Raw genomic sequence first — 23,905 nt, forward strand, 5'->3', positions numbered from 1 at the left:
AAGAAGCGCGGCGCTTGATTCAATGAAGCGGCGCGCTTAAGATGTGCGCATGAAGCTCGAACACTACGTGGATCGCCGACGCGGGCGGCAAACGACGCTAGCCCGAGACCTTGGCGTGGATCCTCAACTGGTCTGGCAATGGTCACGGGGTGTTCGTCCTGTTCCGGTGATCCGGTGCGTGGCGATCGAGCTGGCCACCAAGCGCCAGGTCATGCGCTGGGACCTGCGACCCGATGACTGGTGGGAGCACTGGCCCGAGTTGGTCGGCACCAAGGGCGCACCCCGTCTGCAGCAGGCCGCGTGACATGCGCCGCCGCGCCCCCTTGTCTCCCCACCGCGTACGACCGGGCGCCGACCTCCTCGGCGAGTGGCGCGGTGGCTTCGCCCCGGGCTCCGCGCCCGGGGCTCTTTCTCACTCCACATCGCGCGTCGCGCGTGCCAGCTCGCACATCGCGTCGAGCTGCAGCTCGCGCTCCCACATCGCCGCAAACGCCGCGGCCTCCGCGACGACCTGCCTGACCGCCTTCTCGGCGAACTCTTGATCCGACATACCCAGGAACCTCCCATGAATGACGATGAAGTCTTGTTCTCGCGCAGCGGTCGCACGGACCCCGGCGGCAAGCTGGTCGCGCGCCTGGATGTCCCGGTCAGCCAGGAGACTGAAGAGGCCGTGATCGCGATGGCGACGCTCACCGGCATGACCAAGAGCGAGTTCGTTCGCCACATCCTTGAGCGCGCGCTGTTCGGCGAGTTCAACGTGATGCGACGCAGTGTCGGTGCCCAGGCCCGCATCGGTCGATGGGATCAAAGCCGGGACGCTGCCCGGGAGCCGGTCTGATGCCCGCGCGTGGCATTCGGTCCGTCGCGGACCTCGAAGCTCGCTGCGACGTCGACGACATCACTGGCTGCTGGCGCATGAAGACGCGCAGTGGCCGGACCGTGATGAACGTCTGGTACGCGCCGCTCGGCGACAAGGTGTCGATAGGCACTCTGATCGCGCATCTCACCACGGGCGCGGCGCCGGCGCCGGGCGTGGTCTGGCACTGCACCTGCACGACCTTCAACTGCGCGAATCCGGCGCACCGCAAGAAGGGCGATCGCAGCAGTCAGATGCTCAACGCGGATCTCCGCCGCGACCCGGCCACCATCGCAAAGATCAAGGCGACGAAGCGCGCGACCTCGCGGCTCAGCGAAGACGACGTCGCGGCGATCGTCGCGTCCAACGACACGCTGCACGCGCTGGCCGCGCGGTTCGACATCTCGGTTTCCTACGCCAGCAAGGTCCGCAACCAGCAGTGCCGAAGCACGGCGCTCGCAGCGCGCTCAAGCTCGGTCTTCACCTGGGGGCAGTCGCGATGAACGGCGTCGAGTGGCTGGCCCAGCGAATCGCCGCTGCGGCGAATCGTGACCTCAACGAATCCCCCGAAGCCCCGCGCTTCAACCCGCGTCCGCCCGGCGTCATCCGCGAGGGCAGCGCGACGCAGGCCGTGCACCTCTTCCTGGAGGCGCGCCGCGGCATCTATTTCACCCGGGTCCAGATCGTCGCAGCGACGGGGCGCACCGAGCGCGCCGTCGACTGGGCCCTGCTGTTCCTGAAGGCACAGCAGAAGGTCAAGGCGGTCGAGGACACCAACCGCAACCCGCGCTATCTGCGCTACGGCATCGCAAAGGAAGGCGACGCGTGATCACACCTCAACTCCTGCTCCCGATCGCTGACGAACTCGTCGTCGACCTCTTCGCCGGCGGCGGCGGAGCCAGCTGTGGCATTGAGAAGGCCATCGGCCGCCACGTCGACGTCGCGGTCAACCACAGCCCGGACGCGATCAGCATGCACGAGGCAAACCATCCGCAGACCGAGCACTTCTGCTGTGACGTCTGGGAGGTGGAGCCGGTCACCGTGGTCCGAGGCCGTCGAGTCGGCATGCTTCATGCCAGCCCGGATTGCACGGACCACAGCCAAGCCCGCGGTGGCCAGCCCCGGCGGGTGAAGATCCGAGCCTTGGCATGGGTGGTCCATCGCTGGGTTGGCCGGTTGAGGAAGCGCGGACTCGGGCCGCGGGTGGTGTCGCTGGAGAACGTCGAGCAGATGCTGCAGTGGGCGCCGCTGGTCGCGAAGCGCTGCCCAAAGACCGGCCGCGTCGTGCGCCTGGACGGCACCGTGGCGGGTCCCGGCGAACACACGCCCCGCAGCCAGCAGTTCCTGGTGCCTGATCCGAAACGCAAGGGGAAGACCTGGAATCAGTTCGTCGAGGGACTGCGGCGCATGGGCGGCGCAGTGCAGTGGCGGAAGCTGGTTGCCGCGGACTTCGGCGCTAAGACGTCGCGCGAGCGCCTGTTCATGGTGGCGCGCTTCGACGGCGCGCCCATCGTGTGGCCGGAGCCGACGCACGCCAAGAACCCCAAGAAGGGGCAGCGACGCTGGGGCGCCGCCGCGGAGGTCATCGACTTCAGCATCGAGTGCCCGAGCATCTTCACGCGAGAGCGCCCGCTGGCTGACGCGACGCTTCGACGCATCGCCCGCGGTATTCGGAAGTACGTGCTCGATTCGGCGGACCCCTTCATCGTGCCGCTGCGCGGCACCAGCACTGCTCGCACCAGTGCGCACAGCGCCGCGGAGCCGATCGGTGTCGTTTCTGCGGGAGGCACCCATCACGCGCTTGTCGCTCCGACGCTGGTGCAGACGGGCTACGGCGAGCGTCCTGGCCAGGAGCCCCGCGCGCTGGACCTGCAGGCGCCGCTCGGCACGATCATGGCCGAGGGCGTGAAGCATGCCGTCGCGGCCGCCACGCTGGTGCAGTTCCGCTTCGATCGCGACGGGCTGCCTCTCCATGGCCCGATCCCCACGATCACCGCCGGCGGCGCCAGCAAGCGGCCCGGCGGGAATAACACGCTGGGGCTGGCGGTCGCGTTCATGGCGCAGCACAACACCGGCAACGTCGGGCACGACATGCGCGACGCCGTGTCGACGATCGTCGGTAAGGGCTGCACGCAGGGCGTCGTCGAGTGCACGCTCAGCGAGGAGAACGAGGAGGGCGCGCTGCGCGTCGCCGCGTTCCTGATGCGCTACTACGGGCAGGGCGGCCAGGACGGCGACATCCGTGATCCGGCGCCCACGATCACGACCAAGGACCGCCTCGCCCTGGTCACGGTGACGATCAAGGGCACGTCCTACGTCATCGTCGACATCGGCCTCCGCATGCTTCAGCCGCACGAGCTGTACGCCGCGCAGGGCTTCCCCGCGGACTACATCATTGACCGGGGAGCCGATGGTCGTCGCTTCAGCAAGAGCGCGCAGGTCAAGATGTGCGGCAACAGCGTGTCGCCGCCCCCGATGGAAGCGCTGATCCGGGCCAACTACTCGGATCTGCAGGATGTGGCGGTGGCGGCATGACCGAGATTACCCGCCCCGCGCTGCGGTACCACGGAGGCAAGTTCCGCCTGGCGCCGTGGATCTTGGGGTTCTTTCCGCCGCACAAGGTGTATGTCGAGCCGTTCGGTGGCGGCGCCAGCGTGTTGGCCCAGAAGGAACCTGCGCCAACCGAGGTCTACAACGATCTCGACTCGCGCATCGTCCGGCTGTTCCGCGTATTGCGTGACCCGGCTCAGGCGGCGGAACTGGCCCGCAGGTTGGAGCTGACGCCGTTCTCTCGCGAGGAGTACGAGGGCTGGTGCTACGAGGAGCCGGTCGACGAGATTGATGCGGCGCACCAGGTGGTCGCGCGGGGATTCATGGGGCAGTCCTCAAAAGGCATCTGGCAGCGGTCAGGCCTCGACACCCGCATCAACCCCGACGGCTATTGCTCCCGCATCAACGCGTTGCGCGCGTCGCCGGAGGCCGTGCGCACGATGGCAAAGCGGCTTGCTGCGGTTCTGATCGAGCACGACGACGCCCACGCCGTCATGCGGCGTCACGATCGAGAGGACGCGCTCTTCTACCTTGATCCCCCGTACCTGACCGCACAGGGAAGGGGGACGCACATCTACACGCACGACTTCACCATCGCCGATCACCGTCGGCTCGCAGAAACGGCACATGCCCTGAAGGCGATGGTCGTGATCAGCGGCTACCCCAGCGACCTATACGACCAGGAGCTCTTCGCCGGTTGGGAGCGTCACGAGCGCAAGGCACTGGCCGACGGCGCGCGCGAACGCACCGAAGTCGTTTGGCTGAACCCCGCGTGCAGTCGCGCGCTCTACATCGCCCGTGGCGACCTCTTCGCGGAGCAAGCCGCATGATTCCGTACTTCGGACTACCCATCACGCCCGCGGCCGTTGCCGCGGCGGCAGTACAGGGCGGCCACGCTTTCGTCAGCTTCGCTCACCCGGAGCAGCTCGATCTCGCGATCGACGTCTGTCAAAGCCTCGCGCTCGACAACGGCGCGTTCAGCGCCTGGGTCTCGGGCAAGCCGATCACGGACTGGAACGCGTACTACGAATGGGTCGCGGCGCTCCACCGCTTGCCGTGCTTCGACTTCGCAGTGATCCCCGACGTCATTGACGGCGACGAGGATGCGAATGATGCGCTGATCGAGCAGTGGCCATGGCGGAGCCACGCGCCTTGGATAGGCGCGCCGGTCTGGCACCTCCACGAGAGTTTGGAGCGGCTCGAGCGTCTTGCGCTGAGCTTCCCGCGGATCTGTCTCGGCAGCTCCGGGCAGTTCGCCAGGATCGGCACGCCGGCATGGTGGAACCGAATGGCCGAGGCCTTCAACGTGATCTGCGACAAGCACGGACGGCCGATCTGCAAGGTTCATGGCCTGCGGATGCTGGATCCTGAGGTGTTCACCAGGTTCCCGCTGGCCAGCGTCGACAGCACCAACATCGGCCAGAACGTCGGCATCGATTCCAAGTGGCGCGGCACCTACATGCCGCCGAACAAGGAATGGCGCGCTCGCGTGATGCGAGCGCGAATCGAGGCGCATGCGAGCCCGGCGTACTGGGATCGGCAGCCGACCACGCAGTCTCTGCTGGAGGTCGCGTGATGCCGCCCGTCGACATGGCCCAGCGCACGCGCCTGGGCGCTGGCCTGCTGCAGTGTCCGGAAGCCGAGGTCGCCGCACGCGCGGCCGCGATGACGCCGGCGGAGCGCCGCAACTTCTCAGAAAACATCAGCTGGCTCGTGGACTACGAGACGGCGGAAGCAGAGCAGGGGAGAGCTTCATGAATTGCAAGCCTGGAGACCGCGCGATCGTGGTCGCGCCCTTTACGCCCAACGGGCGCGGCGCCGTCGTCACCGTAGAACGTCGCGCAGCTCCCATCGAGTTTCTGAACGGTGTCGACAGATTCGAGTCGTCGCGCCAAGCCTGGGTCGTGAATGGCTGGGTGCGCAGCGACATGAACGAGCGCATGGGCCCGCAGGTCGTGGTCGCGGATCGATGCCTGCGCCCGTTGCCGAAGCTGACAGACGACGAACTCGACCAGGCCGAAGCGGGTAAGCCGACCGAGCAGGTGCCAGCATGACGCAGCAGCTCACCCACGACCAGCTGGCGACCGATCTCGCGTCGCACCTGCGCGGCCACTCCAACCGGATCACCTGGGAGGACATGCAGCTCGGCGAGAGCGGCAGTCCGCGCCCGGACGTCTACACGATGGAGCCGACGTACACGCGACTCGCCTTCGAAGCCTTCGAGGTCAAGGTCAGCATGGCCGACTTCCGCCGCGACGTGACTGCCGGCAAATGGCAGGCGTATCTGGCCTACGCCAACAGCGTCACGTTCGCAGCGCCCGCCGGGCTGATCGCCAAGGACATGGTGCCTGCCACCTGCGGCCTGATCCTGCGCGGCGCGAACGGCGCGTGGCGCTACGCCAAGAAGCCGGTCTCGCATCAGCTCACCGAGCTGCCCTGGAAGGCCTGGATCAAGCTGCTGCTGGATGGCGTCACGCGCGCCAACGGCACCAACCGGACCACCTATTTCCGTGAGTGGCAGGCGGCGGACAAGCTCGCGGCCAAGTTCGGCACGGAGATCGCGGCGATGCTCAGCGACATCCCCCGGCTGGCCCAGATGCACCAACAGGCGCATGCGAACTACGAGGCTGAACGCAAGCGGCTGAACGACCAGCTCGCGCGCGACCGGGCCGATATGCAGGCGCAGCGAGACACCGAGCGAGAGCGTTGCAGCGGCGCCGTCGGCAAGCTGGCCGTGGCCCTCGGCCTGCCGGCCGACTCCCTTGCAACCGACCTGCAGGTCCGCGCGCAGCAGTTGCTGACGCTGCTGGCCAAGCCGCGCTTCGGTCGCAACCCGCTGCTCGAACTGGCTGACGACCTGGCGAGCGTGGCGGCCCAGGCGCGCCAGCTGGGCGAGGTTCTGACCGCCAACGCGGCGGAGATCGAGGCGGTGCCCGTCGCGCCCGTCCGCGTGAAGGACGTCGTCGCGTGAACCCGTTCGACCCCAACTACCGGCCGCAGATGCCGGCTCCAACGCCCAGCGAGCAGGGCCGCCGCACCGCGGCCAAGAAGCTGGCGAAGCGCAACCGCGATGCCTGCGCCATCAAGATCCGACGCGACGTCGTTCCGACGGCGGAGCAAAAGCAGGCCGGCCGTGCCAAGACGGCCAAGATCCTCAAGCCGGGAGGGTTGTGATGCACGTCCTAGATCGTGTGCCATCCATCCAGCCCAGTCGTGGGCAGGAGCGCCGCCTTCACGTCGTTGAAGGTCTGGCGATCGTTCGAGTCAGGCACCTCAACGAGCAGCTCCTGGTGATCCGTGATCGGCAATTTCGCGCCCGGCACTACTCGCTGCGCCGTGTGCTTGGAGAACACCAGGCGATTGGATCCCGGAGGTGTCCGCAGAAAGATCGCATCGAAGCTGCTCGCGTCGAAGCCTTGCACCTGCGCAAAGGAAATCGTTGTGGTGGTCATCGGCGCTCCACAGGTTGTCGAGGCAGCAAGTTTGCATCAGGTGAGCGCGTTCTGAATGCCGCCGCCAGCCGCTCGCAATTCGTGCGCCAAGTCGAAGTGCTGAGCTTTGTCGCGCAGCATCTGGAGTTGATCTGATGTCCCACCCCGCACCGCCATACCCGGCCGACACCAAGGCCAAGGGCTGGCGCTTCGAGCTCGACTACACGCAGCTCGACCAGTCCGACACCTGGGACCTTGCGCCTGCCGAGGCCAAGCCCTGGCTGCTGATGATGTGGCTCGCGGCCTGGAAGCAGGCGCCATGCGGCAGTCTGCCGGCCGACGAGGAGGTGTTGCCGGCGAAGTTCGGCATGCCCGCCGAACTCTGGCAGCGATACCGCCGCGTCATGCTCCGCGGCTGGTGGGAGGCCAGCGACGGCCGGCTGTACCACGAGACGCTCACCGCCCGCGTCGTGGAGATGTTGGGGCGCCGCCGCAGCGACGCCGATCGCCAGGCGCTGCGTCGCTCCAAGAAGCCCGCAACCCCTCCGCCGCCAGCACCGGCCCCGTCACCGGAACCGCCGCCGGCACCGCCCCCGACACAGCCGGAAGTCCCGCCGGTGTCACGCGTGACATCCACCGGACTCCACCGTGAATCCAGCACTGACCACGGACCACTGGTACTGAATACCGAACCCGGTGCATTAGCCCCCGCCGTGCCCACTCCCCGCGCGCAGGCGCCCGAGGCCCCACCCCCGGCACCGCCACCCGAACCGCCCCAGGAGCCGGTCGTCGTCGCCCCGGGCGTCGCCGGGATGCTCTGCCGCCGCCTCAAGGCCATGGGCATCGGCAACGTCAGCCCCGGCAACCTGCGGCTCGACACGCTGCTCAAGGCCGGCGCTGCGCCCGAGGAGTTCGTCGCAGCCGTGCCCAAGGCGCTCAGCGCCAAGGACCCCTTCGCCTACCTGCTCGGGATCGTGGAGGGGGAGCGGACGCGTGCTGCTGAGGTCGCCAAGCGCGTTCACCACGGCCCGATGCCGCCTCGCGGCGCGTCGCCACCGCCGCAGGACACCGCCGCCCGCAACGCCGAAGCGAAACGCCTGCTCGGCATCCGCCCCGGCCCTCAGGAGACCCTCGATGCTTGACACCGAATTCGACGACTTCGCCGGCATGCTGGACGCCGTCTGCGGCCTGCTGAGCCGGGGGACCTACACCCCGAACCCGACGAACACCGCGCTCTGGTTCCGCTCGCTGATCGCGCACGACCTCGCCGTGATCCGGGCCGCCTTCGACGCCCACGTCAAGGACCCGCAGCGCGGCAAGTTCATCCCGACGCCGGCGGACGTCATCGCGCAGATCGACGCGCTGAGCGCCGACGGGCGCCCCGGCGCCGAAGAGGCCTGGGCCATGGTCCCGCAGAACGAGACGGAGACCGTGGTGTGGACGAAGGAGATGGCGGAGGCCTACGGCGTCGCTGCGCCGCTGCTGAACGCCGGCGACCGCGTAGCCGCCCGCATGGCGTTCAAAGAGGCCTACGGCCGCGCCATGACCCTGGCCAAGGCCGCAGGGCGGCCCCCGGTCTGGCTGATCTGCCTCGGTAGCGACTGGGAGCAGCGCAAGCGGGCACTGGCCGCGGCCGCTGAAGCCGGCCGGATCTCGCCCGAGCTGGCCTACGAGAGCTGCCCGGCGCTGCCCGCACCCGAATCCGTCACCGCGCTGCTGCCGGCTCCGAATCCGCCGAAGCGGGCCTCGGCACGCCAGCAGTTGCAGGCGCTGGTCGACAGCAAGCGCGGCACCCCGCTGAAGCCGCTGGCATGGGCCCACGACCTGAAGGCCCGGGAAGAGGCCGGAGAGGCCCTCACGATGGACCAGCGCAGGGCCTGGCGCGACGCCCTGGTCTGGGTGCCCACCGGGCCCCGGCAGGAGTTCTCCGCCGGCATCGCGATCCCGCTGGACGCGCTGCCGCCAGGCATGCGTGCGGACATCACCCGCGAACGTTCCGAGCAAGGCGCCAGGAGCCAGGCATGACCACGCCCGCCTACGTGCTGCCGACCTTCACCTTCGCCCAGCAGCGGACGACCTGCGAGGCCTGCCGTCACGTCCAGAGACGGGTGCTCGAGAGTTCTCGGACCAGCACCGTCGTGCTGAAGTGCGGGACCACGAAGAACACGAACAGCAACTCCTGCAGCCTGCTGCGCGCCCCTGGCCAGCCCTGCGGCCCTGAGGCCAAGCTCTTCGAGGGCCGCGCATGAGCCGCCCCGTGCAGATGTCGCTGCGCGACTTCCTGGATCTCCGGGCCCGCACCGCCGGCCTGCCGACCCAGCAGCAACTGCGCGACCAGCCCCGGCTGCCCAAGGGCCGCAGCAAGTACGGGAACCGCAAGGTGCAGGAGGGCGATCTCACCTTCGACTCGAAGGCAGAGCACCGGCGCTGGCACCAACTGCTGGTCCTGCAGCGGGCCTGCGAGATCGCCGAGCTGCAGCGCCAGGTCCGGTACGAGCTGATCCCGGCCACGGTCGGGCCCGACGGGAAGAAGCGCCGGGCCACGGCCTACGTCGCCGACTTCGTGTACCGCACCAAGGATGGCAAGGTCGTCGTCGAAGACGTCAAGGGCGTCGCCACCCCCGAGTTCAAGCTCAAGCGCAAGTTGATGCTCGAACGCCACGGCGTCGAGGTCCAGGAAGTCCGGAGCTGACCATGCGCTACGTCGCCTGCATCGCCGCGCTGATCGTCGGCCTCGTCGCATCGCACCTTGGGGTCGTCGAGGCCCCGATCGCCTTCATCCTGGCCCTCTGGCTGGCCCTCAACGAGAAATGACCCGTCCCTGCTCCCCATCGCAAGAGGCATTCGCCCGAGGCGTGGCCTCCGGTCTGTCACAGGCCGAGGCCTACCGCCGCGCCTATCCGCGCTCGCAGAAGTGGAAGGCGGACGCCGTCCATCAGGCCGCCAGCCGGCTCATGGGCGTGTATCAGGTTTCAGCAAGGGTAAAGGAACTCCAGGGATTGGCCGCTGAGGCCGCCGTGCTGGACAAGGCCAAGGTGCTGCGCGAGGTCGCCATGCTGGCCCACAGCGACATCGCGGGCATCGTCGACGAGAACGGTCGCATCAAGCTGCCCAACGAGCTGGACCCGGTGACGCGGGCCGCGGTGAAGTCCTTCAAGATCGACGAGGACGGCCGCATCGAGTACCAGTTCTGGGACAAGCGGGCGTCGCTAGACATGGCGATGAAGCACCTCGGCCTCTACGAGCTCGACAACAAGCAGAAGGTCGACCCGCTGGCGGAGCTGCTCGGGACGCTCAAGGGCAACGTGGTCGGGCCGGTGGCTCAGGAGGGCAAGGGCTGACCTCGCGCAGTGTGAGTGCACGCGAAAGGTGCTGGGAGGCGGGAGCTCTTGTGGCATCCGTGTGTCTAAGGTCACAACGTCCTGTAGGACAGGCACTCATCCGTGCGGTCTTTCGTCAACGCCTATTGACAAGCCTGTCAATAGCGATAGTCTGTCATCAGCTGTCCTGCGAACTTTTCTCAGGCAGCCCTGTGCTATATTTCGAGGCTTTTTCGAAATTTCCCCCCGTGGAGAAAATCATGAACACCGCTTTCGACTCTTGGCTTGCCAAGGAGCTCGGCAACGGGTTGGTTGACATCAAGTTTGCCGTCGCGCCGGGTAAGGGCATCACTACTGAAGCCATTCAGAATGAGCTGCTGGCCGCTGAAGCCATGCTGGCTGCTGGCTATGTGAAGACGGCTCCGACTGCCACTTCGGTGGTGCCGGAGACTGTGCGCCAGTTCGTCGATCAGCACTGATTGCTGATCCGTTTCACCATGGGGTGCCGAAAGGCACCCTTTTTCGTTATGCAAGACAACAATCAGGGCGGCGGGATGGAGACGACAAAGGAGATCGTCAACTTCTACATCAAGCAGATGTTCGAGACTGCGAGGGAGAAGACGAAGAAGGTCTGTGAGGCGAACGGCATCCCGTTTGAACCCACGAGTGCGCGAGACCTTCGGCCCATCCCCGTGTACGAGGATGCCCCTTGCTCGTTGCTGAAGTTGGCCAACATTCACCACACCACAACGATCTCTTGGCCCGCGATTGAGTCTTCCTACTTGCAGGCTTACTGGAAACGGCGAGCTTGGCAAGGCCGCAAGGCTCAGAACGAGATCGTCATCCTGGTGAATAACAACTACTGCTGGGCTCGGTTCTACGCCGCCAAAGAGCTGATGCATTGCTTCATGGAGGATGAGAACTATCCTCGGAGCGGAACGATCGAGCTGGTCAACGACCTGATTGACGACCTCGCGACGACGGGATTCATGCGGTGCGAAACCCCTCAAACGATCGTCGATGAAGCGGCTTGGGTTGGTGCGATCGAGTACCTCCTGCCCAGCAGTTGGACCGCTACGCTGAGAGCGCTGCGGGCAGACCTTCAGACCGCTTTCCCGCAATTCGATCCGGACCTGCTCATAGCACAGATCGTTCGAGTGCCGGCGTCGGTCGTGCGGTCAATGCTGAAGCATCGCGCATAGCCGCCGCTAGCGATCCGGCGCAACCTTTGAGGCGCCGTCCCAAGGATGGCAGTCTGCCCGCTCCTCAAGGCCCAGGAGCGGCAGATGCCCCCCCTCTACATCTTCGACCTCGACGGCACGCTGGCGCTGATCGAGCACCGGCGGCACCTGGTTGAGCGGTGCGCCAACTGCGACGACAAGGGCGTCACCGAGTCCGGCGCGACGTGCTTCGTTTGCGGCGGCGCGCCGCGGCCGCCGGACTGGCCGGCGTTCTTCGCCGCCTGCGTCGACGACCTGCCGAACTGGCCGGTCATCGCGACCATGATGGGCCTCATCCGCTCCGGTGCCGAGGTGCAGATCTGGAGCGACCGCAGCGCCGTCGTGATGAACGAGACGTTGGCCTGGTTGCACAAGCACGTCTTCGGCGACGGATCGGTCGACGCGGAGGAGGTCGGTCTGACCATGCGCCGCGAGGGCGACTACACGCCCGACGAGCAGCTCAAGGCCAGCTGGTACGACGGGCTCAGCGAGTACGACAAGAAGCGGCTGGTGGCCGTGTTCGATGACCGCGATAAGGTCGTCGCTATGTGGCGCGGCAAGGGCGTGGCCTGCTTCCAAGTCGCGCCGGGGGACTTCTGATGAACGTCGTGCTCTACACCGAGGACTTCGAGCCCATCACCGTCTTCGACCTGCCGGTCAACCCTGACCACATCGCGCGCTACATGGGAAGCCATTTTCGTGTACCGATCGTGGAGCCTATTCGGCATCAAACGCCTGGCTATCCAATGCCAGCCGAGCTGGAGGAGTACGAGACGCTCACGATCCGCCTCGAGCGGCTGCACTGGCTGCGCGGGCAGAAGAAGTGGGTCCTCATCGCCGAGGACGAGGTGCTGGCGCTGAAGCTCCGCGCGGCGTGGTTGCCGGGCCAGCAACGGCAGGTCAACGAGTACCGTCGGACCATTGATCTGTTCGCAGCGGCGCTGCTACGCGAGATGCAGAGGGGACGCTGATGGCCGACACCACCCAACCGACAATCCACATGCACCCGCTGTGCGCCACCCACCGCGCGCTGCTGGTGAAGCAGGCCGGCTACGGCCCGGCCGACCCGTGGCAGGCGTTGGAGATCGCCACGCAGATCGCGCTGTTCCAGGGCGCGAGCTGCGACGACAAGGTGCACGCGGAGATCGGCGGCGACATCGCCCGTCTGCCGGAGATCGGATGCCTGGCCTGCCGAAAGCCCGACCTTTTCGGCCAGCTCGTCGACAAGGTGCAGCGGTCCTTCCCTAGTGACGCGCATGTCGGGGCGATCAAGGCGCTGGGCGAGCGGTGGGTGAGCGATGCCGCGGCGCCCGGCCCCGCCTGAGCTCCGCGATACTCCCGGCCATAACGACGGGAGGATGGGATGCAGGAGTTTGGCTCTGGCTGGGACTGGCTGCCGAAGACGCTGGTGGATTGGGCTCAGATCCTAAGTGCGATTGGAACTTGCGGCGCCGTAATCGTTTCTCTATGGATCGCCACAAGACGCGTGAAGCCCGATTTGCGGATTGACGCATCATGCGTGCTGTTCATAGGCGTGTCCGAACCCGGTGCAGAGCCTGAGTACTTCAGCGTGTCAGCCTCAAACGTTGGCATTCACCCGGTGATGCTCACTGCGCTTGGATGGCAGGTGCGTCGTCGCTGGTGGCTCGGATACCGGCGCCAGTACGCTCACCAGCTCTTCGACAGGGCCGTGTACATCGGTAATCCACCTCTGCCGCACACATTGTCTCCTGCGCAGGAGGCCCGCTTTTATTTGCCGCTGCAGGGCATCTATGACTGGCGACACGTCATCGCGCGCAGCGAATACTTCCGCGAGCACTTTGATAGTCGTCGTAGCTTGGATCGATTGCGACTGGCGATTGGCACATCCACCGGTGTCATTTGCCGTGCTAAACCCGATGCGAAAGTACTGGACCTGATTTGGGTGGAGCTACAGAACCCTCCGCCAGATGACGAGCTGGAAACTGTGACCTGACTCGTGCCAAGGATGGCACGGTGTCGCCTCCACCCTCCGGAGGCGCCATGCCCTACACCTCGCTCCACGATCCCGCGCGCGCCGGCTTCAAGCTGACGCAGACCGCCTTCGCCATCCTGCTGCGGTGGGATGCGCCACGCGATTGGGTGCTCCGATGAGCCGCCGGTTCGGACGTAACCAGCGCCGCCGGGCCCGCGAGGAACAGGCTCGGTTGAGCGCCGACCTGGCCAAGGTCAGCAACACGCTGTCATTCACCGCCAAGACGGCCATGGAGCGCGGGCGGCAGCTGCACGCACTGACGCGCGAGATCGAGGCGGCGAAAGCGATGCTGCCCCGGAACTCCGCGCTGATGCGCCCGCAGGCCATGAAGGTCGGCGGCGAGCGCCGCGACCAGGTGTATGCGGATGCGTTCTCCGACGAGTCGCCATCGCTCGAGCAGTTCGATGCCGCAATGCCCGTCGAGGCAGTCAGCTATGACGTGGTCCCCTTGGACGTTCTCCTCACCGACGTCGAGCGCGACTACCTGAAGCGCAAGCTGCATGCCCGCGTCCAGTTCGCAGGCGCGGACCTGTTCTATGCGATCAGCCCGTCCGCCCTGCAGTCCATGGGCGGGCCCGGTCTCGCTGATCGGCTGGCGCAGGAGATCGCGCGACAGATGGTGCCGGCGCTGATGCGCGAGCTCGGGCTGAGTCGCCGGCCCGGGGAGCGGGGACGATGAGCGCCCGCTACCGCTCCACCTGCCGGCACTGCTGGGACCCCGTCGACCGCGAGGGCGACGACGCCTGCGCCTGGTGCTCGCTGTCGCCGGCGGAGCGCCGCCGCGTTCTGCGCAGGCAGTCGCTGGTCGCGGCCGCGGTGCTGGCCGTCCTGCTGATCGCGGCGCTGCTCAGCGTGCCGCAGGCCTGACATGGCTCCGAAGCCGGCCTGGTCCGAGGCCAAGCTGCGCGTGGTCTTCGGCGAGGTCCCGGACGGCGGCGACGAGCTGGTCGTCGAGTCCACCGGCCGCCGGTACCAGGTGCTGCGCGTCGCTGGCAAGACGCTGCACTGCATCGTGCTGCCGCCGGACGCGCCCGTCGACCCGGAGGCCAAGGTCTGGTCCTGGCGCTGGGCCGGCCACAAGAAGCGGGGCGCGGCTTGAGCGCAGCTGTTGACATCGCGACGCTGGCCGCGAACCTCGATGACCCGATGTGGAGGCTCTGCAACCTCTACAAGATCATCGTGAAGGGGAGCGACGACGAGGAGGGGCTGACGATCCAGTTCAAGCCCAACCGTGCCCAGCGGCGATTCCTGGCCAGGCTCTGGCACCGCAACATCATCCTCAAGGCCCGCCAGCTCGGCTTCACCACGCTGATCTGCGTGCTCTGGCTCGACACCGCGCTCTTCAGCAAGGACCCGATCCGGTGCGGGATCCTTGCCCAGGACAAGGAAGCCGCGGAGACCATCTTCCGCGACAAGGTCAAGTTCGCCTATGACAACCTGCCGGAAGCGCTGCGCGAGCGCTTCCCGCTGAAGAAGTGCACGACGTCGGAGATCCAGTTCGCGCACAACAGCGCCAGCATCCGCGTCGCGACCTCGATGCGCTCCGGCACCATCCACCGCCTGCACGTCTCGGAGTTCGGGAAGATCTGCGCCAAGTACCCGGACAAGGCGCGCGAGGTCGTCACCGGCTCGATCCCGGCGGTGCCGGCTAGCGGCGTGCTGGTCATCGAGTCCACGGCCGAGGGGCAGGACGGCGAGTTCTACAAGATGACCCAGCGTGCGATCGAGCACGCCCAGGCCCTGGCCGCGCGCACGCTGGCGGCGCTGACGGCCAAGCACTACCGGTTCCACTTCTTCGCCTGGTGGGAAGACCCGGGCTATGTGCTCGACGACCCGTCGGTGGTCTTCACCGAGGCCGACGAGGAGTACTTCAAGAAGGTCGAGGCCAAGATCGGCCGACGCCTCAGCGATGAGCAGTGGACCTGGTACGTCACGACCCGCGACAACGACTTCAGCGGCGACGCGCCGTCGATGTGGCAGGAGTACCCGAGCTACCCCGAGGAGGCCTTCCAGGTCAGCACCGACGGCTGCTACTACGCCGCGCAGATGGCGACCGCGCGCGTGCAGGGCCGCGTGCTGAAGCGCCTGCCGATCGAGTCGGCGCCGGTCTACACCTTCTGGGACATCGGCCGCGGCGACATGACCTCGATCTGGTTCATGCAGAAGGTCGGGCCCGAGCACCGCTTCATCGGCTACTACGAGGCCAGCGGCGAGGAACTGAACCACTTCGCGACCTACCTGCAGGGCAAGGGCTACACCTACGCGAAGCATTTCCTGCCCCACGAGGCCGCGTACAAGCGCATCGGCAAGACGCCCGACACCAACCAGTCGATCGAGGAGATGCTGCAGGAGCTGATGCCGGGCCAGCGCTTCGAGGTCGTGCCGCGGGTCACGAACCTGGACAACGGCATCCAGGCGACGCGGGCCGCGTTCGCCTCAAGCTGGTTCAGCGAGGAGGGCTGCGGCAAGGGAACAGCGCGGCTCAGCAACTACCGCAAGAAGTGGGACCAGCGGAACGGACGCTTCACGTCGGAGCCGGTCCACAACGACGACAGCCACGGCGCGGACGCCTACCGGCAGTTCGGCCAGGTGCTGGAGGCCGGCGAGCGGTTCGCGCTGTCGATCGCGCCGGCGGGCGGGAAGTCGTCGGCCAGGAAGCGCGGGGCGTCGCCGATGGCGGTGTGACGACGAAAGGCCCCGGCGCAGTTGTGCGCGGGGCCGGGGCCTAGGGTCTAGGCGTTGACGTTTGCGGCGCGATCAGATGTTCTGACCAGGCTTCGAGCGGCAGTGCTCGCACACGGACTCGAGCCTGCCGAAGCGGGTTCGCACGTACGCGGCCACGTGCACGCCCTTCGGCCAATGGCAGAAGTGCATATCGGACATGGGGATTCCTCCACATGAGGTTGATGGGCCCGGTCCGATTTGCGTATTGCGCAATTGCGCAGTTGCGCAATAAACTGAAGCCTCACCCTAGGAAGTGAAGGTTTCAGGCGCGACGTAAGCCGTCCGGGGACCTGAACAAGCCCGCCCCTCATAAGGCGGGCTTTGTTCATTGAGTGCTCTCATCTTCTCCTGGTTGCGCAGTGCCGTCGGGAGCAGCGTCGGACCTGCGTCGCTCTCCTTTCATGACCCCGTTGCGAAGGTCAGCAGGAGAGCATGCAAAGAAGTGTAGGGACACTTGAACGCGGCGAGCAACTCAGAAGTTCGCTTTTGCCAGTTCCCAGGGTGAGATGAGCATTGCTTCGATGCCCTTTTGGCCGTTGTTGCCCGCCGAGTGGTGTCGTGATTCGTGACCAAGTCTATGGAGAACTGCTCATCCTGGAGTCGCAGCTCCCCTCAACCAGGGGTGTACACGCCCGTGGTTTTTGTCACATGACTATCGCGCTCCGCACATGCGGCTAAGCCCGTGCCAAGGATGGCAGCCTCCCGCCCGAGGTCGCGCCGCGCTTCGTGCCGCTAGGTTCGGGGGGTTCTGATCGGCGCGCCGCCGGCGCGGCCTCACCCATCAACTCGATGAGAGGCTCCCCATGTCGAATCGCTCGCTGTTCCTGCGCCCGCTGGTGGCGCTCGCCCTGGCGGTCGCCGCGTTCGCGTCCGCGCCCGTGGCTCAGGCCGCCGACCCGCCCAAGGCCGTCGCAACGGTGCCGGATGCCGCCGCCAAGGCGGTGCTGGCCGAAGACGCTGATGCCTGCCACACCACGGCGCTCGGCGCTGTGCTGGGCCTGCTGATCGTGGTCGGCATCGTCGCGCTGATCATGAAGAAGGGCCGCGAGCCCAGCGGGCCCGGTACCGGCAATCCCGGCCCCGGCGGTGGTTCCGGTGGTCCGACCCGGCCACCCGATCGCTGATCTCCACCTGCCTCGAAGCCCGGCCCAGCGCCGGGCTTTTTCATGCCCGCCGCGCTTCGGGCTTCCGTACCAAGGATGGCAGATTCCCCGCGAACTTTCCGGGGTAGCCATGGCACTTGAACTCGACCTGCGCAAGGCGCATTTCTCCCGCGTCCACGGCGACATCGTGGCCGTCCAGACCTGGGTCAACGACACCCGCGCGCTGGTGCTGATCCCGGCGCTGCGCAAGGACGCCGGCTGGTACATCGTCGAGGAGTCGGCGGCCTACCTCTGGAACATCAACGCGATCGACGGCGGCGAGCGCGATCAGGCGCTCAAGCATGCGAACCGCCAAGCCTACATCGCCTGCGAGATGCTTCGCATCGAGCCGTCGATGCGCAACCGGGCCCGGCTGATCACCATCATCACCGACACGCTGCCGGATCTGCTGCGCATGCCCAGCGCGCCGGAATCGGAGTTCATCAAGGCGGCGGTGGGCGAGATGAAGCTGATCGCCGACGGCCGCCAGATCGCCGGCCAGGACATCCGCCTGGAGAAGGAGGGCGCCACCTATGCGTGACGCCCTGGACGCCCGGCCGGTGCGCGGCAAGGCGCCCGGCGACCAGTACGACCGCATGCTCGACGAGGAACTCGAAGCCTCGGGCAGCAACGAGCTCACGGTCATGAACACCCACCCGCTCGACACGCCGGCGGCGCGTGCTGAGCTGCGCCAGCTCATGAGCTGGTACTACTCCGAGCGCGAGATCCAGTCCGTGAACCGGATGGAAATGGCGATGGACGCCGATTTCTATGACGGACTGCAGTGGCGCGCCGAGGACAAGGCCGCCGTCGAGGCGCGCGGCCAGATGGCGCTGGTCTACAACGAGGTCGCGCCGCTGTGCGACTGGCTCATCGGCACCGAGCGCCGCACCCGCGTCGACTGGAAGGTGCTGCCGCGCACCGAGGACGACGTCCAGATCGCGGACATCAAGACCAAGGTGCTCAAGTACGTGAGCGACATCAACCGCGTCGTCTTCAATCGGTCGCGGGCGTTCGCCGACTCGGTCAAGGTCGGCGTCGGCTGGCAGGACGACGGGGCGCGCGACGACCCGACCAAGGACGTGCTCTACAGCAAGTACGAGGACTGGCGCAATGTCATTTGGGACAGCCGCGGCAGCTATGAACTCGACCTCGATGACGCCCGCTACCTTTTCCGCTGGCGCTGGGTCGACGTCGACATCGCGGTGATGATGTTCCCCGATCGCGCCGACGCAGTCCGCAAGGCCGCTGAGGACACCTCCTTTTGGGGCGACGTCGACCCGGAGGAGGAAGACGGCTGGCAGTCGCCGCTGGACGCCGAGAACCGCAGCGGCACGCTGCGCGCCTACGGGTCCGGTACCACCATCGACACCGAACGCCGGCGCGTTCGCCTCATCGAGGCGCAGTACCGGATCCCCACCAAGGTCCGCGTCGTCCGCGATGGTCCGCACAGCGGCGCCATCCTGAACGATGGCGATCAGCTGCTGGCCGACGCGGTGGCGCAGTCGGGTTCCATGATCGTCGACCGCATGATGATGCGCACGCACGTCGCGGTGTTCGTCGAGGGCGCGCTGCTGTCTCGCGGCCCGTCGATCGCTCGGCACAACAAGTTCAGCCTGACCCCGACCTGGTGCTACCGCTTCGGCCGCACCCGGCAGCCGTATGGTGTCGTCCGGCGCGTGCGCGATGTCCAGATGGACCTGAACAAGCGTGCCTCGAAGGCGCTGTTCCTGATGAACTCCAACCAGGTCATCATGGACGAGGGCGCCGTCGAGGACATCGAGGCCACGCGCGACGAGGTCGGTCGGCCGGACGGCATGATCATCAAGAAGGCGAACAAGGCCTTCGACATCCGCCGCGATGTCGACGCCGCGACCGGCCAGATTCAGATGATGGAGCTCGGCGCGCAGAGCATCCAGCGCAGCGCCGGGGTCAACAACGAGAACCTCGGCCGCCAGACCAACGCGGTCAGCGGCGCCGCGATCGAGCGCCGGCAGATCCAGGGCAGCGTCAGCACGACGGAGCCCTTCGACAATCTCCGCTTCGCGACGCAGGTCCAGGGCGAGAAGCAGCTCAGCCTCACCGAGCAGTTCTACACCGACTCCAAGGTGATCCGGCTCACCGGCGCCAAGGGCACCATCGAGTGGCTCCGGATCAACCAACCGGAGCAGCAGGCCGACGGATCGGTCCGCTACCTCAACGACATCACGGCCAGCATCGCGGACTTCATCGTCACCGAGGCCGACTACGCCGGCACCCTGCGCCAGGTCATGTTCGACTCGCTGAGCAAGATCGCGGAGCGTCTTCCGCCTGAGGTCGCACTCCGCTTGCTGACGATGGCCTTCGAGTTCTCCGACCTGCCCAACAAGGACGAGATCGCGGACCAGATCCGCAAGATGACCGGCGACCGCGACCCCAACAAGGAACCGACGCCGGAGGAGCAGGCCGCCATGCAGGCGCAGCAGGCCCAGCAGGCCGAAGCGCTGCAGTACCAGCGGGAGACCGCGATCGCCGCCCTCGAGGAGCAGCGCGCCAAGGTGCGGGAGATCAACGCCCGGGCCCAGAAGCTGGAGACCGAGGCGGCGGGCGGCGAGGGCATCGACCCGGCGCTGGAGCAGGCCCTTGGCCAGGTCCGGCAGCAGGCCGCCCAGCAGATCGAGCAGCTCAGCGAGGAGCTGCGCAAGGCTCAAGCCGAGCTGACGAACAGGACGCTGCAGATCCGCCAGGACGCGGACATCAAACTTGAGGTCGCCAACATCGAGCGCGACACCAAGCTGCGCGTCGCGGAGATCCAGGCCGCCAGCGACAAGCGCGTCGCGGTGTTGGAAGCCCGTCTGGCTGCCATCGAAGAGAGGAGCTCTGCGCAGGACGCACGGGGCGAGAAGGCGGCGACGGCCGCGTAATCGAACCAGGAGGCCGCAATGGCTGAGCGCGTCAATCGCAATGTGGAGTGGGTCGTCGACGACGACGGGACCGTCACCGGTTACCAAGTCAGGCCCGGGGACAAGCGCCCGATCGGTGGCGGCGGCACGCTGCCGTCTCAAACCGCCCGGGGCGCGGTGAAGGCGACGTCGAGCGCGACGCCGACCGACGGCAGCTTCGCCGTCTTCCCCGACCAAGCCTGCACCGAGCTGGAGGTCTTCAACGACCAGCGCGTCCCGATCGAGTTCCAGCGCAACGGCGCCGGCGCGGTGATCACGCTGCTGGCCGGGCAGCGCCGCCGGTTCGCCGGCATCACGAACGCGAACCAGATCGGCTTCCGACGCAGCGACTGGGCAGTGCCCGGTCGAACGCAGCCGACGACGATCTCGGCGATGGCGGTGACCCGCACCGACACGTACACCTTCGCCGGCACCCTGTCCCTGGCGGTCGCGGGCGGTGCCTATGTCGCCTTCGGCAACCTGGCCTGCACGGCAATGGAGCTGAACAACGCCGCCGAGCACGACGTCGTGTTCCGCATCGGAGGCGCCGGCATCGAGTACAAGATCCGGCACGGCGAGTCCGCGCTGATCCTCGGCATCACCAATGCCAACCAAGTCCAGCAGAAGGCCGCGGACAGCATCGCGCGGCAAGCGCGGCCGTTGGAGGCGGAGTGCTGGACCACCGGGCCGAACGCATCGATGCTGCTCACGCAGCGCGCGGACATGATCTCGGCCGATGCCGACATCGTCAACAGCGAGTTCAACTATCCCAACTTGATGCCGGCCGGGGCGATCTTGACGCTGGGCAACCTTCGCCCGGTTCACCGTCTGCGCAAGAAGCCGGTGCCGCTGGCGCGCTGGCTCACCACTGCGGACGTCGTGACCAACCGCGCCGCTGACTTCGCCAACGCGGCCAACGGCGAGCTGGCATTCGGCACCTCCATCGTCGAGTACACGCAGACGCAGACCGCCGAGGTCTCGATCGCGCCCAGCGCGGCGCTGGCGGCCGGCGTCGACGTGCAGAACGGCAGCATCCACTTCACGCACTGCTGGCCGGACAACGCCGGAAACAACTTCGGCGTGAACGGGCCGACCGGCTTCTACATCGAGCTGCACAGCGCAGGAACGCCGGCGGCGCCGACTGCCAACTTCCACACCAGCCCCAACTTGAACGGGCTCTGGCAAGGCTTCATGGGCGCGTCCGTGCTGGGCTACAACCTTCTGCGCTGCTTCTCGCTGCCGATCAGCCACTTCACCGCGACCGGCACCGGCGCCGACCTGGCGTCCATCAAGTGGGCTCGGATCAAGATCACCGGCGGCGGCAGTTCCAACGGCTGCAAGATGAGGCCGGTAAGCCTGGACTTCGTGCCCAACGCGCTCGCCAAGGGCTCGGTGATCTTCACCTTCGACGATCTGCATGACGGCGCGTGGAACAACGCGCTGCCGATCATGTCGAAGTACAACTTCCCCGGCGTGCTCTGCATGGACACAACGGTGAAGATGGGGCAGACGGGCTACCTCACGCCGGAGCAGATCTCGAAGATGCATCGGGACTACGGCTGGGAGGTCGCCTATCAGGTCTACCAGAACGAGACCGGCTTCAACCTGTCTAGCGAGGACTGGATGCGCCAGGTCGGCAAGTGGGTCCTGGCGATGAACCGCATCGGCATCCACGAGACGCAGAACGGGAGCTACGGCTCCGGCACCGTGACCAACATCGATGAGGAGCGGACCATGGCCGCCAAGCGCGCCCTGGCCACGCTGCGGCGCTTCGCCAACGGTCAGAACGCGCAGTACCCGTTCCGCTCCGCCGAGACCGTGCCCTACGGTGATCCGTACAACATCCGGTGCCTCAACATGACCTCGGGCTTCACCGCCGGGACCGTGTACGACCGCTGGAAGGACCACGTCGACCAGGCTATCGCCGCCAAGGGCGTCGCCGTCTTCGCATGTCACGGCGAGTTCAACGCGGCCGGTGAGGCGCTGACCGCGCTGGGCTCTCTGTGCGACTACATCCGCACGCAGGAACTCGCCGGCACCTGCCAGGTCGTCACGTTCGCGGGGCTCAACAAGCAGGCCTACGGGATCTGATCGTCGGGCGTGCCAAGGATGGCACGCTGACCCGCCATGAAGTCGCTGCTGATCTCGTCCTTGGTCGCCGCCGTGCTCGCGTTCGCCGCGGCGTGGACGGTGCAGGGCTGGCGCTACGACGGCCAGATCGCCGAGCTGAACCGCAAGCACGAGACGGCGCTCGCGGACCAGGCCTTGGACCTAGCGGAGCAGCGCACCGATCAGATCCGCCACGTCCTCAAGGCCGAAAGGAATCAGCGTGCCCAAGTCGATCAAGCCCTGGCCGCAGCGCGCGGCCGCGAGGTGGCGCTGCAGCGTGATGTCGCTGCTGTTCGCGCTCAGCGCGACGGCCTGCGCGACGCGGCCGACGCCGCCGTCCGAATGTCCGGTGAATCCCACAGCGCCTGTCTCAGTCGAGTCGCTGCCTTCCGAGAGGTATTCGACCAGTGCGCGGCGCGATATGGCGAACTGGCAGAGCGTGCTGACCGGCACGTCAGTGACGTCCGAACGCTGATCGAGGCTTGGCCAGGCCCGGCCGCGCCGCCCGTGCCAAGGATGGCAGATTCCGCCGCACCCAAACAGGAGTGAACCATGGCCAAGGGAGCGTCGCCGTTGTACGGCAGCAAGCAGGAAGAAGAGGACTGGCGCGCTGAATGCGACATGCGGACCCTGATGGAGGCCGAGGAGATCCAGAAGGACAGCAAGCGCCTGCAGCGCGCCGCGCGCAAGGCCCAAGAGAAGCTCGGCGAACTCGCCAGCGTCGCCGGCAAGGCCGACGCGGCCAAGTCCTGACCCCTTTCCCCAACCACCCACCGGAGCCTCGCGCATGAGTGCGAACACCCAGCCCACCGAAGACGTCGACGTCCAGCACGCGATGTCCACCCTGACCGACGAAGAGCGCGCGGCGATGTCCGACGAGCTGTCCGAGCACGAGAAGGCGGCGCTGGCCGCTGTCGCCGCTGCCGCTGCCGCGAAGGACGAGGACGAAGACGATGCCGATGACACGGCCAGTGCGCCGGCGGCGGCACCGGCTCCCGCAGCGGCCGCGCCGGCGCCTGCCCCGGCGGCTGCGCCCGCTGAAGCGCCGGCAGTTGCAGCCGCTCCTGCGGAGGCTCCTGCTGTCCAGGCGCCGGCAGCCGCCTCGCCCGAACCTGCGCCGGCACCGCGCCCGCGTGAGACCGTCTATCACGCCGAGCTCCCGCCCGACTACGACGCCCGCGTCGAGAAGCTGGCGAGCGAGCGCAAGGCCCTGGGCGACAAGCTCGAGGCCGGCGAGATCACGATGCAGGAGTACACGGCCAAGAACGATGCCCTGCTGGAGGAGCGCGACGAACTCAACGCGCTGCGCGTGAAGGCCGACATCTCCAACGAGTCGCGCCAGCAGTCTCAGCGCCAGCAGTGGGTCAACGCGGTCGAGGGCTTCTTCCAGGAAATCCGCGCCAGCGGTGGCACGGACTACGCCACCGACCAGGCTCGCAACCATGACCTGGACGGCTTCGTCCGCGCGCTGGCGCAGAACCCGGCCAACGAGGACAAGGACATGGGCTGGTTCCTGCGCGAGGCCCATCGGCGCGTGCAGGCGCTGCACGGCGACGTCGCCGCGAGCCCGAGCCCGGCACCTGCCGCCGCTACGCCTGCGGCCGCGCCGGCGCCTGCC

Annotated in this window: 36 protein-coding genes; 33 read left to right on the forward strand and 3 right to left on the reverse strand. The window is 67.1% G+C overall.

Annotation, left to right across the window (positions count from 1 at the left end):
* Positions 1–49 precede the first annotated feature (49 nt).
* On the forward strand, positions 50–304 hold the full coding sequence (locus CS062_RS17490; RefSeq protein WP_099862868.1) for a transcriptional regulator: 255 nt from the start codon (positions 50–52) through the stop codon (positions 302–304).
* A gap of 108 nt (positions 305–412) precedes the next feature.
* On the opposite strand, the gene CS062_RS26265 is transcribed toward CS062_RS17490, so the two are convergent.
* A complete protein-coding gene (locus CS062_RS26265) occupies positions 413–550 on the reverse strand; it encodes a hypothetical protein (protein WP_158238818.1) in 138 nt (45 codons plus the stop codon).
* A 15-nt stretch (positions 551–565) separates the two neighbouring features.
* On the opposite strand from CS062_RS26265, the gene CS062_RS17495 reads away from it, so the two are divergent.
* Genes CS062_RS17495 through CS062_RS17540 form a run of 10 tightly spaced genes read left to right on the forward strand, consistent with a single transcriptional unit; the run spans position 566 to position 6,580 of the window.
* Entirely contained in the window at positions 566–838 is a 273-nt protein-coding gene (locus CS062_RS17495; protein ID WP_099862869.1) for a hypothetical protein, read from the forward strand.
* Entirely contained in the window at positions 838–1,359 is a 522-nt protein-coding gene (locus CS062_RS17500; RefSeq protein ID WP_099862870.1) for a hypothetical protein, read from the forward strand. Before CS062_RS17495 ends, CS062_RS17500 begins: the two co-directional genes overlap by 1 nt.
* Positions 1,356–1,685 carry a hypothetical protein gene (locus CS062_RS17505; RefSeq protein WP_099862871.1) on the forward strand — a complete coding sequence of 110 codons (330 nt, stop codon included), beginning with the start codon at positions 1,356–1,358 and terminating at the stop codon, positions 1,683–1,685. The genes CS062_RS17500 and CS062_RS17505 overlap by 4 nt, the downstream gene beginning before the upstream one ends.
* Positions 1,682–3,391 (forward strand): DNA cytosine methyltransferase, encoded by a 1,710-nt coding sequence (locus CS062_RS17510; RefSeq protein WP_099862872.1) that lies wholly within the window; start codon positions 1,682–1,684, stop codon positions 3,389–3,391. Before CS062_RS17505 ends, CS062_RS17510 begins: the two co-directional genes overlap by 4 nt.
* Positions 3,388–4,236 carry a DNA adenine methylase gene (locus CS062_RS17515; RefSeq protein WP_099862873.1) on the forward strand — a complete coding sequence of 283 codons (849 nt, stop codon included), beginning with the start codon at positions 3,388–3,390 and terminating at the stop codon, positions 4,234–4,236. Before CS062_RS17510 ends, CS062_RS17515 begins: the two co-directional genes overlap by 4 nt.
* Positions 4,233–4,982 carry a hypothetical protein gene (locus CS062_RS17520; protein ID WP_099862874.1) on the forward strand — a complete coding sequence of 250 codons (750 nt, stop codon included), beginning with the start codon at positions 4,233–4,235 and terminating at the stop codon, positions 4,980–4,982. Before CS062_RS17515 ends, CS062_RS17520 begins: the two co-directional genes overlap by 4 nt.
* Complete coding sequence (locus tag CS062_RS17525) at positions 4,982–5,164, forward strand: hypothetical protein (protein ID WP_099862875.1); 183 nt, start codon at positions 4,982–4,984, stop codon at positions 5,162–5,164. The genes CS062_RS17520 and CS062_RS17525 overlap by 1 nt, the downstream gene beginning before the upstream one ends.
* Complete coding sequence (locus CS062_RS17530) at positions 5,161–5,460, forward strand: hypothetical protein (protein ID WP_099862876.1); 300 nt, start codon at positions 5,161–5,163, stop codon at positions 5,458–5,460. Before CS062_RS17525 ends, CS062_RS17530 begins: the two co-directional genes overlap by 4 nt.
* Entirely contained in the window at positions 5,457–6,377 is a 921-nt protein-coding gene (locus tag CS062_RS17535; protein WP_099862877.1) for an MmcB family DNA repair protein, read from the forward strand. The genes CS062_RS17530 and CS062_RS17535 overlap by 4 nt, the downstream gene beginning before the upstream one ends.
* Positions 6,374–6,580: a hypothetical protein gene (locus CS062_RS17540; RefSeq protein WP_099862878.1), complete on the forward strand. Its 207-nt coding sequence runs from the start codon at positions 6,374–6,376 to the stop codon at positions 6,578–6,580. Before CS062_RS17535 ends, CS062_RS17540 begins: the two co-directional genes overlap by 4 nt.
* Positions 6,581–6,588: 8 nt before the next feature.
* On the opposite strand, the gene CS062_RS17545 is transcribed toward CS062_RS17540, so the two are convergent.
* Positions 6,589–6,858, reverse strand: coding sequence for a hypothetical protein (locus CS062_RS17545; protein WP_099862879.1), 270 nt, complete (start codon positions 6,856–6,858; stop codon positions 6,589–6,591).
* Between the two features lie 134 nt (positions 6,859–6,992).
* Between CS062_RS17545 and CS062_RS17550 the strand changes: the two genes are divergently transcribed.
* From CS062_RS17550 to CS062_RS17615, 15 genes are all read left to right on the forward strand, one after another.
* Positions 6,993–7,979, forward strand: a complete 987-nt coding sequence (locus tag CS062_RS17550) for a DUF1376 domain-containing protein (protein ID WP_099862880.1) — start codon at positions 6,993–6,995, stop codon at positions 7,977–7,979.
* Complete coding sequence (locus CS062_RS17555; RefSeq protein ID WP_099862881.1) at positions 7,972–8,862, forward strand: hypothetical protein; 891 nt, start codon at positions 7,972–7,974, stop codon at positions 8,860–8,862. The genes CS062_RS17550 and CS062_RS17555 overlap by 8 nt, the downstream gene beginning before the upstream one ends.
* Positions 8,859–9,086, forward strand: coding sequence for a hypothetical protein (locus tag CS062_RS17560; RefSeq protein WP_099862882.1), 228 nt, complete (start codon positions 8,859–8,861; stop codon positions 9,084–9,086). The genes CS062_RS17555 and CS062_RS17560 overlap by 4 nt, the downstream gene beginning before the upstream one ends.
* Positions 9,083–9,529 (forward strand): DUF1064 domain-containing protein, encoded by a 447-nt coding sequence (locus CS062_RS17565; protein WP_233218117.1) that lies wholly within the window; start codon positions 9,083–9,085, stop codon positions 9,527–9,529. The genes CS062_RS17560 and CS062_RS17565 overlap by 4 nt, the downstream gene beginning before the upstream one ends.
* Positions 9,530–9,647: 118 nt before the next feature.
* Positions 9,648–10,178, forward strand: a complete 531-nt coding sequence (locus CS062_RS17570) for a terminase small subunit (protein ID WP_099862883.1) — start codon at positions 9,648–9,650, stop codon at positions 10,176–10,178.
* 239 nt (positions 10,179–10,417) lie between these two features.
* Positions 10,418–10,636, forward strand: coding sequence for a hypothetical protein (locus CS062_RS17575; protein WP_099862884.1), 219 nt, complete (start codon positions 10,418–10,420; stop codon positions 10,634–10,636).
* 48 nt (positions 10,637–10,684) lie between these two features.
* Positions 10,685–11,359: a hypothetical protein gene (locus tag CS062_RS17580; protein WP_143742395.1), complete on the forward strand. Its 675-nt coding sequence runs from the start codon at positions 10,685–10,687 to the stop codon at positions 11,357–11,359.
* Positions 11,360–11,443: 84 nt separating this feature from the next.
* Positions 11,444–11,977, forward strand: a complete 534-nt coding sequence (locus CS062_RS17585; protein WP_099862886.1) for a phosphatase domain-containing protein — start codon at positions 11,444–11,446, stop codon at positions 11,975–11,977.
* Positions 11,977–12,348, forward strand: coding sequence for a hypothetical protein (locus CS062_RS17590; protein ID WP_099862887.1), 372 nt, complete (start codon positions 11,977–11,979; stop codon positions 12,346–12,348). Before CS062_RS17585 ends, CS062_RS17590 begins: the two co-directional genes overlap by 1 nt.
* Positions 12,348–12,701, forward strand: coding sequence for a hypothetical protein (locus CS062_RS17595; RefSeq protein ID WP_143742396.1), 354 nt, complete (start codon positions 12,348–12,350; stop codon positions 12,699–12,701). The genes CS062_RS17590 and CS062_RS17595 overlap by 1 nt, the downstream gene beginning before the upstream one ends.
* 39 nt (positions 12,702–12,740) lie before the next feature.
* Positions 12,741–13,352, forward strand: coding sequence for a hypothetical protein (locus tag CS062_RS25910; RefSeq protein WP_143742397.1), 612 nt, complete (start codon positions 12,741–12,743; stop codon positions 13,350–13,352).
* Between the two features lie 154 nt (positions 13,353–13,506).
* Complete coding sequence (locus CS062_RS17600; protein WP_143742398.1) at positions 13,507–14,070, forward strand: hypothetical protein; 564 nt, start codon at positions 13,507–13,509, stop codon at positions 14,068–14,070.
* Positions 14,067–14,258 carry a hypothetical protein gene (locus CS062_RS17605; RefSeq protein ID WP_099862890.1) on the forward strand — a complete coding sequence of 64 codons (192 nt, stop codon included), beginning with the start codon at positions 14,067–14,069 and terminating at the stop codon, positions 14,256–14,258. Before CS062_RS17600 ends, CS062_RS17605 begins: the two co-directional genes overlap by 4 nt.
* Before the next feature lies 1 nt (position 14,259).
* A complete protein-coding gene (locus tag CS062_RS17610; protein ID WP_099862891.1) occupies positions 14,260–14,490 on the forward strand; it encodes a hypothetical protein in 231 nt (76 codons plus the stop codon).
* Complete coding sequence (locus tag CS062_RS17615) at positions 14,487–16,076, forward strand: terminase (protein ID WP_143742399.1); 1,590 nt, start codon at positions 14,487–14,489, stop codon at positions 16,074–16,076. Before CS062_RS17610 ends, CS062_RS17615 begins: the two co-directional genes overlap by 4 nt.
* A gap of 72 nt (positions 16,077–16,148) precedes the next feature.
* Here CS062_RS17615 and CS062_RS27200 read toward each other — a convergent pair whose 3' ends face one another.
* Positions 16,149–16,274, reverse strand: a complete 126-nt coding sequence (locus tag CS062_RS27200; protein ID WP_259373113.1) for a hypothetical protein — start codon at positions 16,272–16,274, stop codon at positions 16,149–16,151.
* Positions 16,275–16,918: 644 nt separating this feature from the next.
* Here CS062_RS27200 and CS062_RS17620 point away from each other — a divergent pair.
* The 7 genes from CS062_RS17620 to CS062_RS26640 form a co-directional block, all read left to right on the forward strand.
* Positions 16,919–17,239, forward strand: a complete 321-nt coding sequence (locus CS062_RS17620; protein WP_099862893.1) for a hypothetical protein — start codon at positions 16,919–16,921, stop codon at positions 17,237–17,239.
* 109 nt (positions 17,240–17,348) lie between these two features.
* The gene (locus CS062_RS17625) at positions 17,349–17,798 is read left to right on the forward strand and encodes a hypothetical protein (RefSeq protein WP_099862894.1); all 450 of its coding nucleotides are present in this window, start codon (positions 17,349–17,351) and stop codon (positions 17,796–17,798) included.
* A complete protein-coding gene (locus CS062_RS17630) occupies positions 17,791–20,160 on the forward strand; it encodes a portal protein (protein WP_099862895.1) in 2,370 nt (789 codons plus the stop codon). Before CS062_RS17625 ends, CS062_RS17630 begins: the two co-directional genes overlap by 8 nt.
* Positions 20,161–20,178: 18 nt before the next feature.
* Positions 20,179–22,269: a polysaccharide deacetylase family protein gene (locus CS062_RS17635; protein WP_099862896.1), complete on the forward strand. Its 2,091-nt coding sequence runs from the start codon at positions 20,179–20,181 to the stop codon at positions 22,267–22,269.
* A 36-nt stretch (positions 22,270–22,305) separates the two neighbouring features.
* Positions 22,306–22,836, forward strand: coding sequence for a hypothetical protein (locus tag CS062_RS25915; RefSeq protein ID WP_143742400.1), 531 nt, complete (start codon positions 22,306–22,308; stop codon positions 22,834–22,836).
* Between the two features lie 3 nt (positions 22,837–22,839).
* On the forward strand, positions 22,840–23,040 hold the full coding sequence (locus CS062_RS17645) for a hypothetical protein (protein WP_099862898.1): 201 nt from the start codon (positions 22,840–22,842) through the stop codon (positions 23,038–23,040).
* 34 nt (positions 23,041–23,074) lie between these two features.
* A partial coding sequence (locus CS062_RS26640) for a hypothetical protein (RefSeq protein ID WP_199174273.1) occupies positions 23,075–23,905 on the forward strand: 831 nt, incomplete at its 3' end.

It is taken from the genome of Roseateles chitinivorans, assembly GCF_002761755.1.
Taxonomy (GTDB): Bacteria; Pseudomonadota; Gammaproteobacteria; order Burkholderiales; family Burkholderiaceae_C; genus Roseateles; species Roseateles chitinivorans.

Coding starts and splice junctions, on each gene's coding strand:
- CS062_RS17605 (WP_099862890.1), top strand. CDS start 14,067: ATGAGCGCCCGCTACCGCTCCACCTGCCGGCACTGCTGGGACCCCGTC.
- CS062_RS17610 (WP_099862891.1), top strand. CDS start 14,260: ATGGCTCCGAAGCCGGCCTGGTCCGAGGCCAAGCTGCGCGTGGTCTTC.
- CS062_RS17630 (WP_099862895.1), top strand. CDS start 17,791: ATGCGTGACGCCCTGGACGCCCGGCCGGTGCGCGGCAAGGCGCCCGGC.
- CS062_RS17550 (WP_099862880.1), top strand. CDS start 6,993: ATGTCCCACCCCGCACCGCCATACCCGGCCGACACCAAGGCCAAGGGC.
- CS062_RS17635 (WP_099862896.1), top strand. CDS start 20,179: ATGGCTGAGCGCGTCAATCGCAATGTGGAGTGGGTCGTCGACGACGAC.
- CS062_RS17565 (WP_233218117.1), top strand. CDS start 9,083: ATGAGCCGCCCCGTGCAGATGTCGCTGCGCGACTTCCTGGATCTCCGG.
- CS062_RS17530 (WP_099862876.1), top strand. CDS start 5,161: ATGAATTGCAAGCCTGGAGACCGCGCGATCGTGGTCGCGCCCTTTACG.
- CS062_RS17625 (WP_099862894.1), top strand. CDS start 17,349: ATGGCACTTGAACTCGACCTGCGCAAGGCGCATTTCTCCCGCGTCCAC.
- CS062_RS17495 (WP_099862869.1), top strand. CDS start 566: ATGAATGACGATGAAGTCTTGTTCTCGCGCAGCGGTCGCACGGACCCC.
- CS062_RS17600 (WP_143742398.1), top strand. CDS start 13,507: ATGAGCCGCCGGTTCGGACGTAACCAGCGCCGCCGGGCCCGCGAGGAA.
- CS062_RS17490 (WP_099862868.1), top strand. CDS start 50: ATGAAGCTCGAACACTACGTGGATCGCCGACGCGGGCGGCAAACGACG.
- CS062_RS17500 (WP_099862870.1), top strand. CDS start 838: ATGCCCGCGCGTGGCATTCGGTCCGTCGCGGACCTCGAAGCTCGCTGC.
- CS062_RS17595 (WP_143742396.1), top strand. CDS start 12,348: ATGGCCGACACCACCCAACCGACAATCCACATGCACCCGCTGTGCGCC.
- CS062_RS17555 (WP_099862881.1), top strand. CDS start 7,972: ATGCTTGACACCGAATTCGACGACTTCGCCGGCATGCTGGACGCCGTC.
- CS062_RS17585 (WP_099862886.1), top strand. CDS start 11,444: ATGCCCCCCCTCTACATCTTCGACCTCGACGGCACGCTGGCGCTGATC.
- CS062_RS26265 (WP_158238818.1), bottom strand. CDS start 550: ATGTCGGATCAAGAGTTCGCCGAGAAGGCGGTCAGGCAGGTCGTCGCG.
- CS062_RS17505 (WP_099862871.1), top strand. CDS start 1,356: ATGAACGGCGTCGAGTGGCTGGCCCAGCGAATCGCCGCTGCGGCGAAT.
- CS062_RS17620 (WP_099862893.1), top strand. CDS start 16,919: ATGTCGAATCGCTCGCTGTTCCTGCGCCCGCTGGTGGCGCTCGCCCTG.
- CS062_RS17545 (WP_099862879.1), bottom strand. CDS start 6,858: ATGACCACCACAACGATTTCCTTTGCGCAGGTGCAAGGCTTCGACGCG.
- CS062_RS17575 (WP_099862884.1), top strand. CDS start 10,418: ATGAACACCGCTTTCGACTCTTGGCTTGCCAAGGAGCTCGGCAACGGG.
- CS062_RS17520 (WP_099862874.1), top strand. CDS start 4,233: ATGATTCCGTACTTCGGACTACCCATCACGCCCGCGGCCGTTGCCGCG.
- CS062_RS17525 (WP_099862875.1), top strand. CDS start 4,982: ATGCCGCCCGTCGACATGGCCCAGCGCACGCGCCTGGGCGCTGGCCTG.
- CS062_RS25915 (WP_143742400.1), top strand. CDS start 22,306: ATGAAGTCGCTGCTGATCTCGTCCTTGGTCGCCGCCGTGCTCGCGTTC.
- CS062_RS27200 (WP_259373113.1), bottom strand. CDS start 16,274: ATGTCCGATATGCACTTCTGCCATTGGCCGAAGGGCGTGCACGTGGCC.
- CS062_RS17515 (WP_099862873.1), top strand. CDS start 3,388: ATGACCGAGATTACCCGCCCCGCGCTGCGGTACCACGGAGGCAAGTTC.
- CS062_RS17535 (WP_099862877.1), top strand. CDS start 5,457: ATGACGCAGCAGCTCACCCACGACCAGCTGGCGACCGATCTCGCGTCG.
- CS062_RS17560 (WP_099862882.1), top strand. CDS start 8,859: ATGACCACGCCCGCCTACGTGCTGCCGACCTTCACCTTCGCCCAGCAG.
- CS062_RS25910 (WP_143742397.1), top strand. CDS start 12,741: ATGCAGGAGTTTGGCTCTGGCTGGGACTGGCTGCCGAAGACGCTGGTG.
- CS062_RS17570 (WP_099862883.1), top strand. CDS start 9,648: ATGACCCGTCCCTGCTCCCCATCGCAAGAGGCATTCGCCCGAGGCGTG.
- CS062_RS17645 (WP_099862898.1), top strand. CDS start 22,840: ATGGCCAAGGGAGCGTCGCCGTTGTACGGCAGCAAGCAGGAAGAAGAG.
- CS062_RS17580 (WP_143742395.1), top strand. CDS start 10,685: ATGCAAGACAACAATCAGGGCGGCGGGATGGAGACGACAAAGGAGATC.
- CS062_RS17590 (WP_099862887.1), top strand. CDS start 11,977: ATGAACGTCGTGCTCTACACCGAGGACTTCGAGCCCATCACCGTCTTC.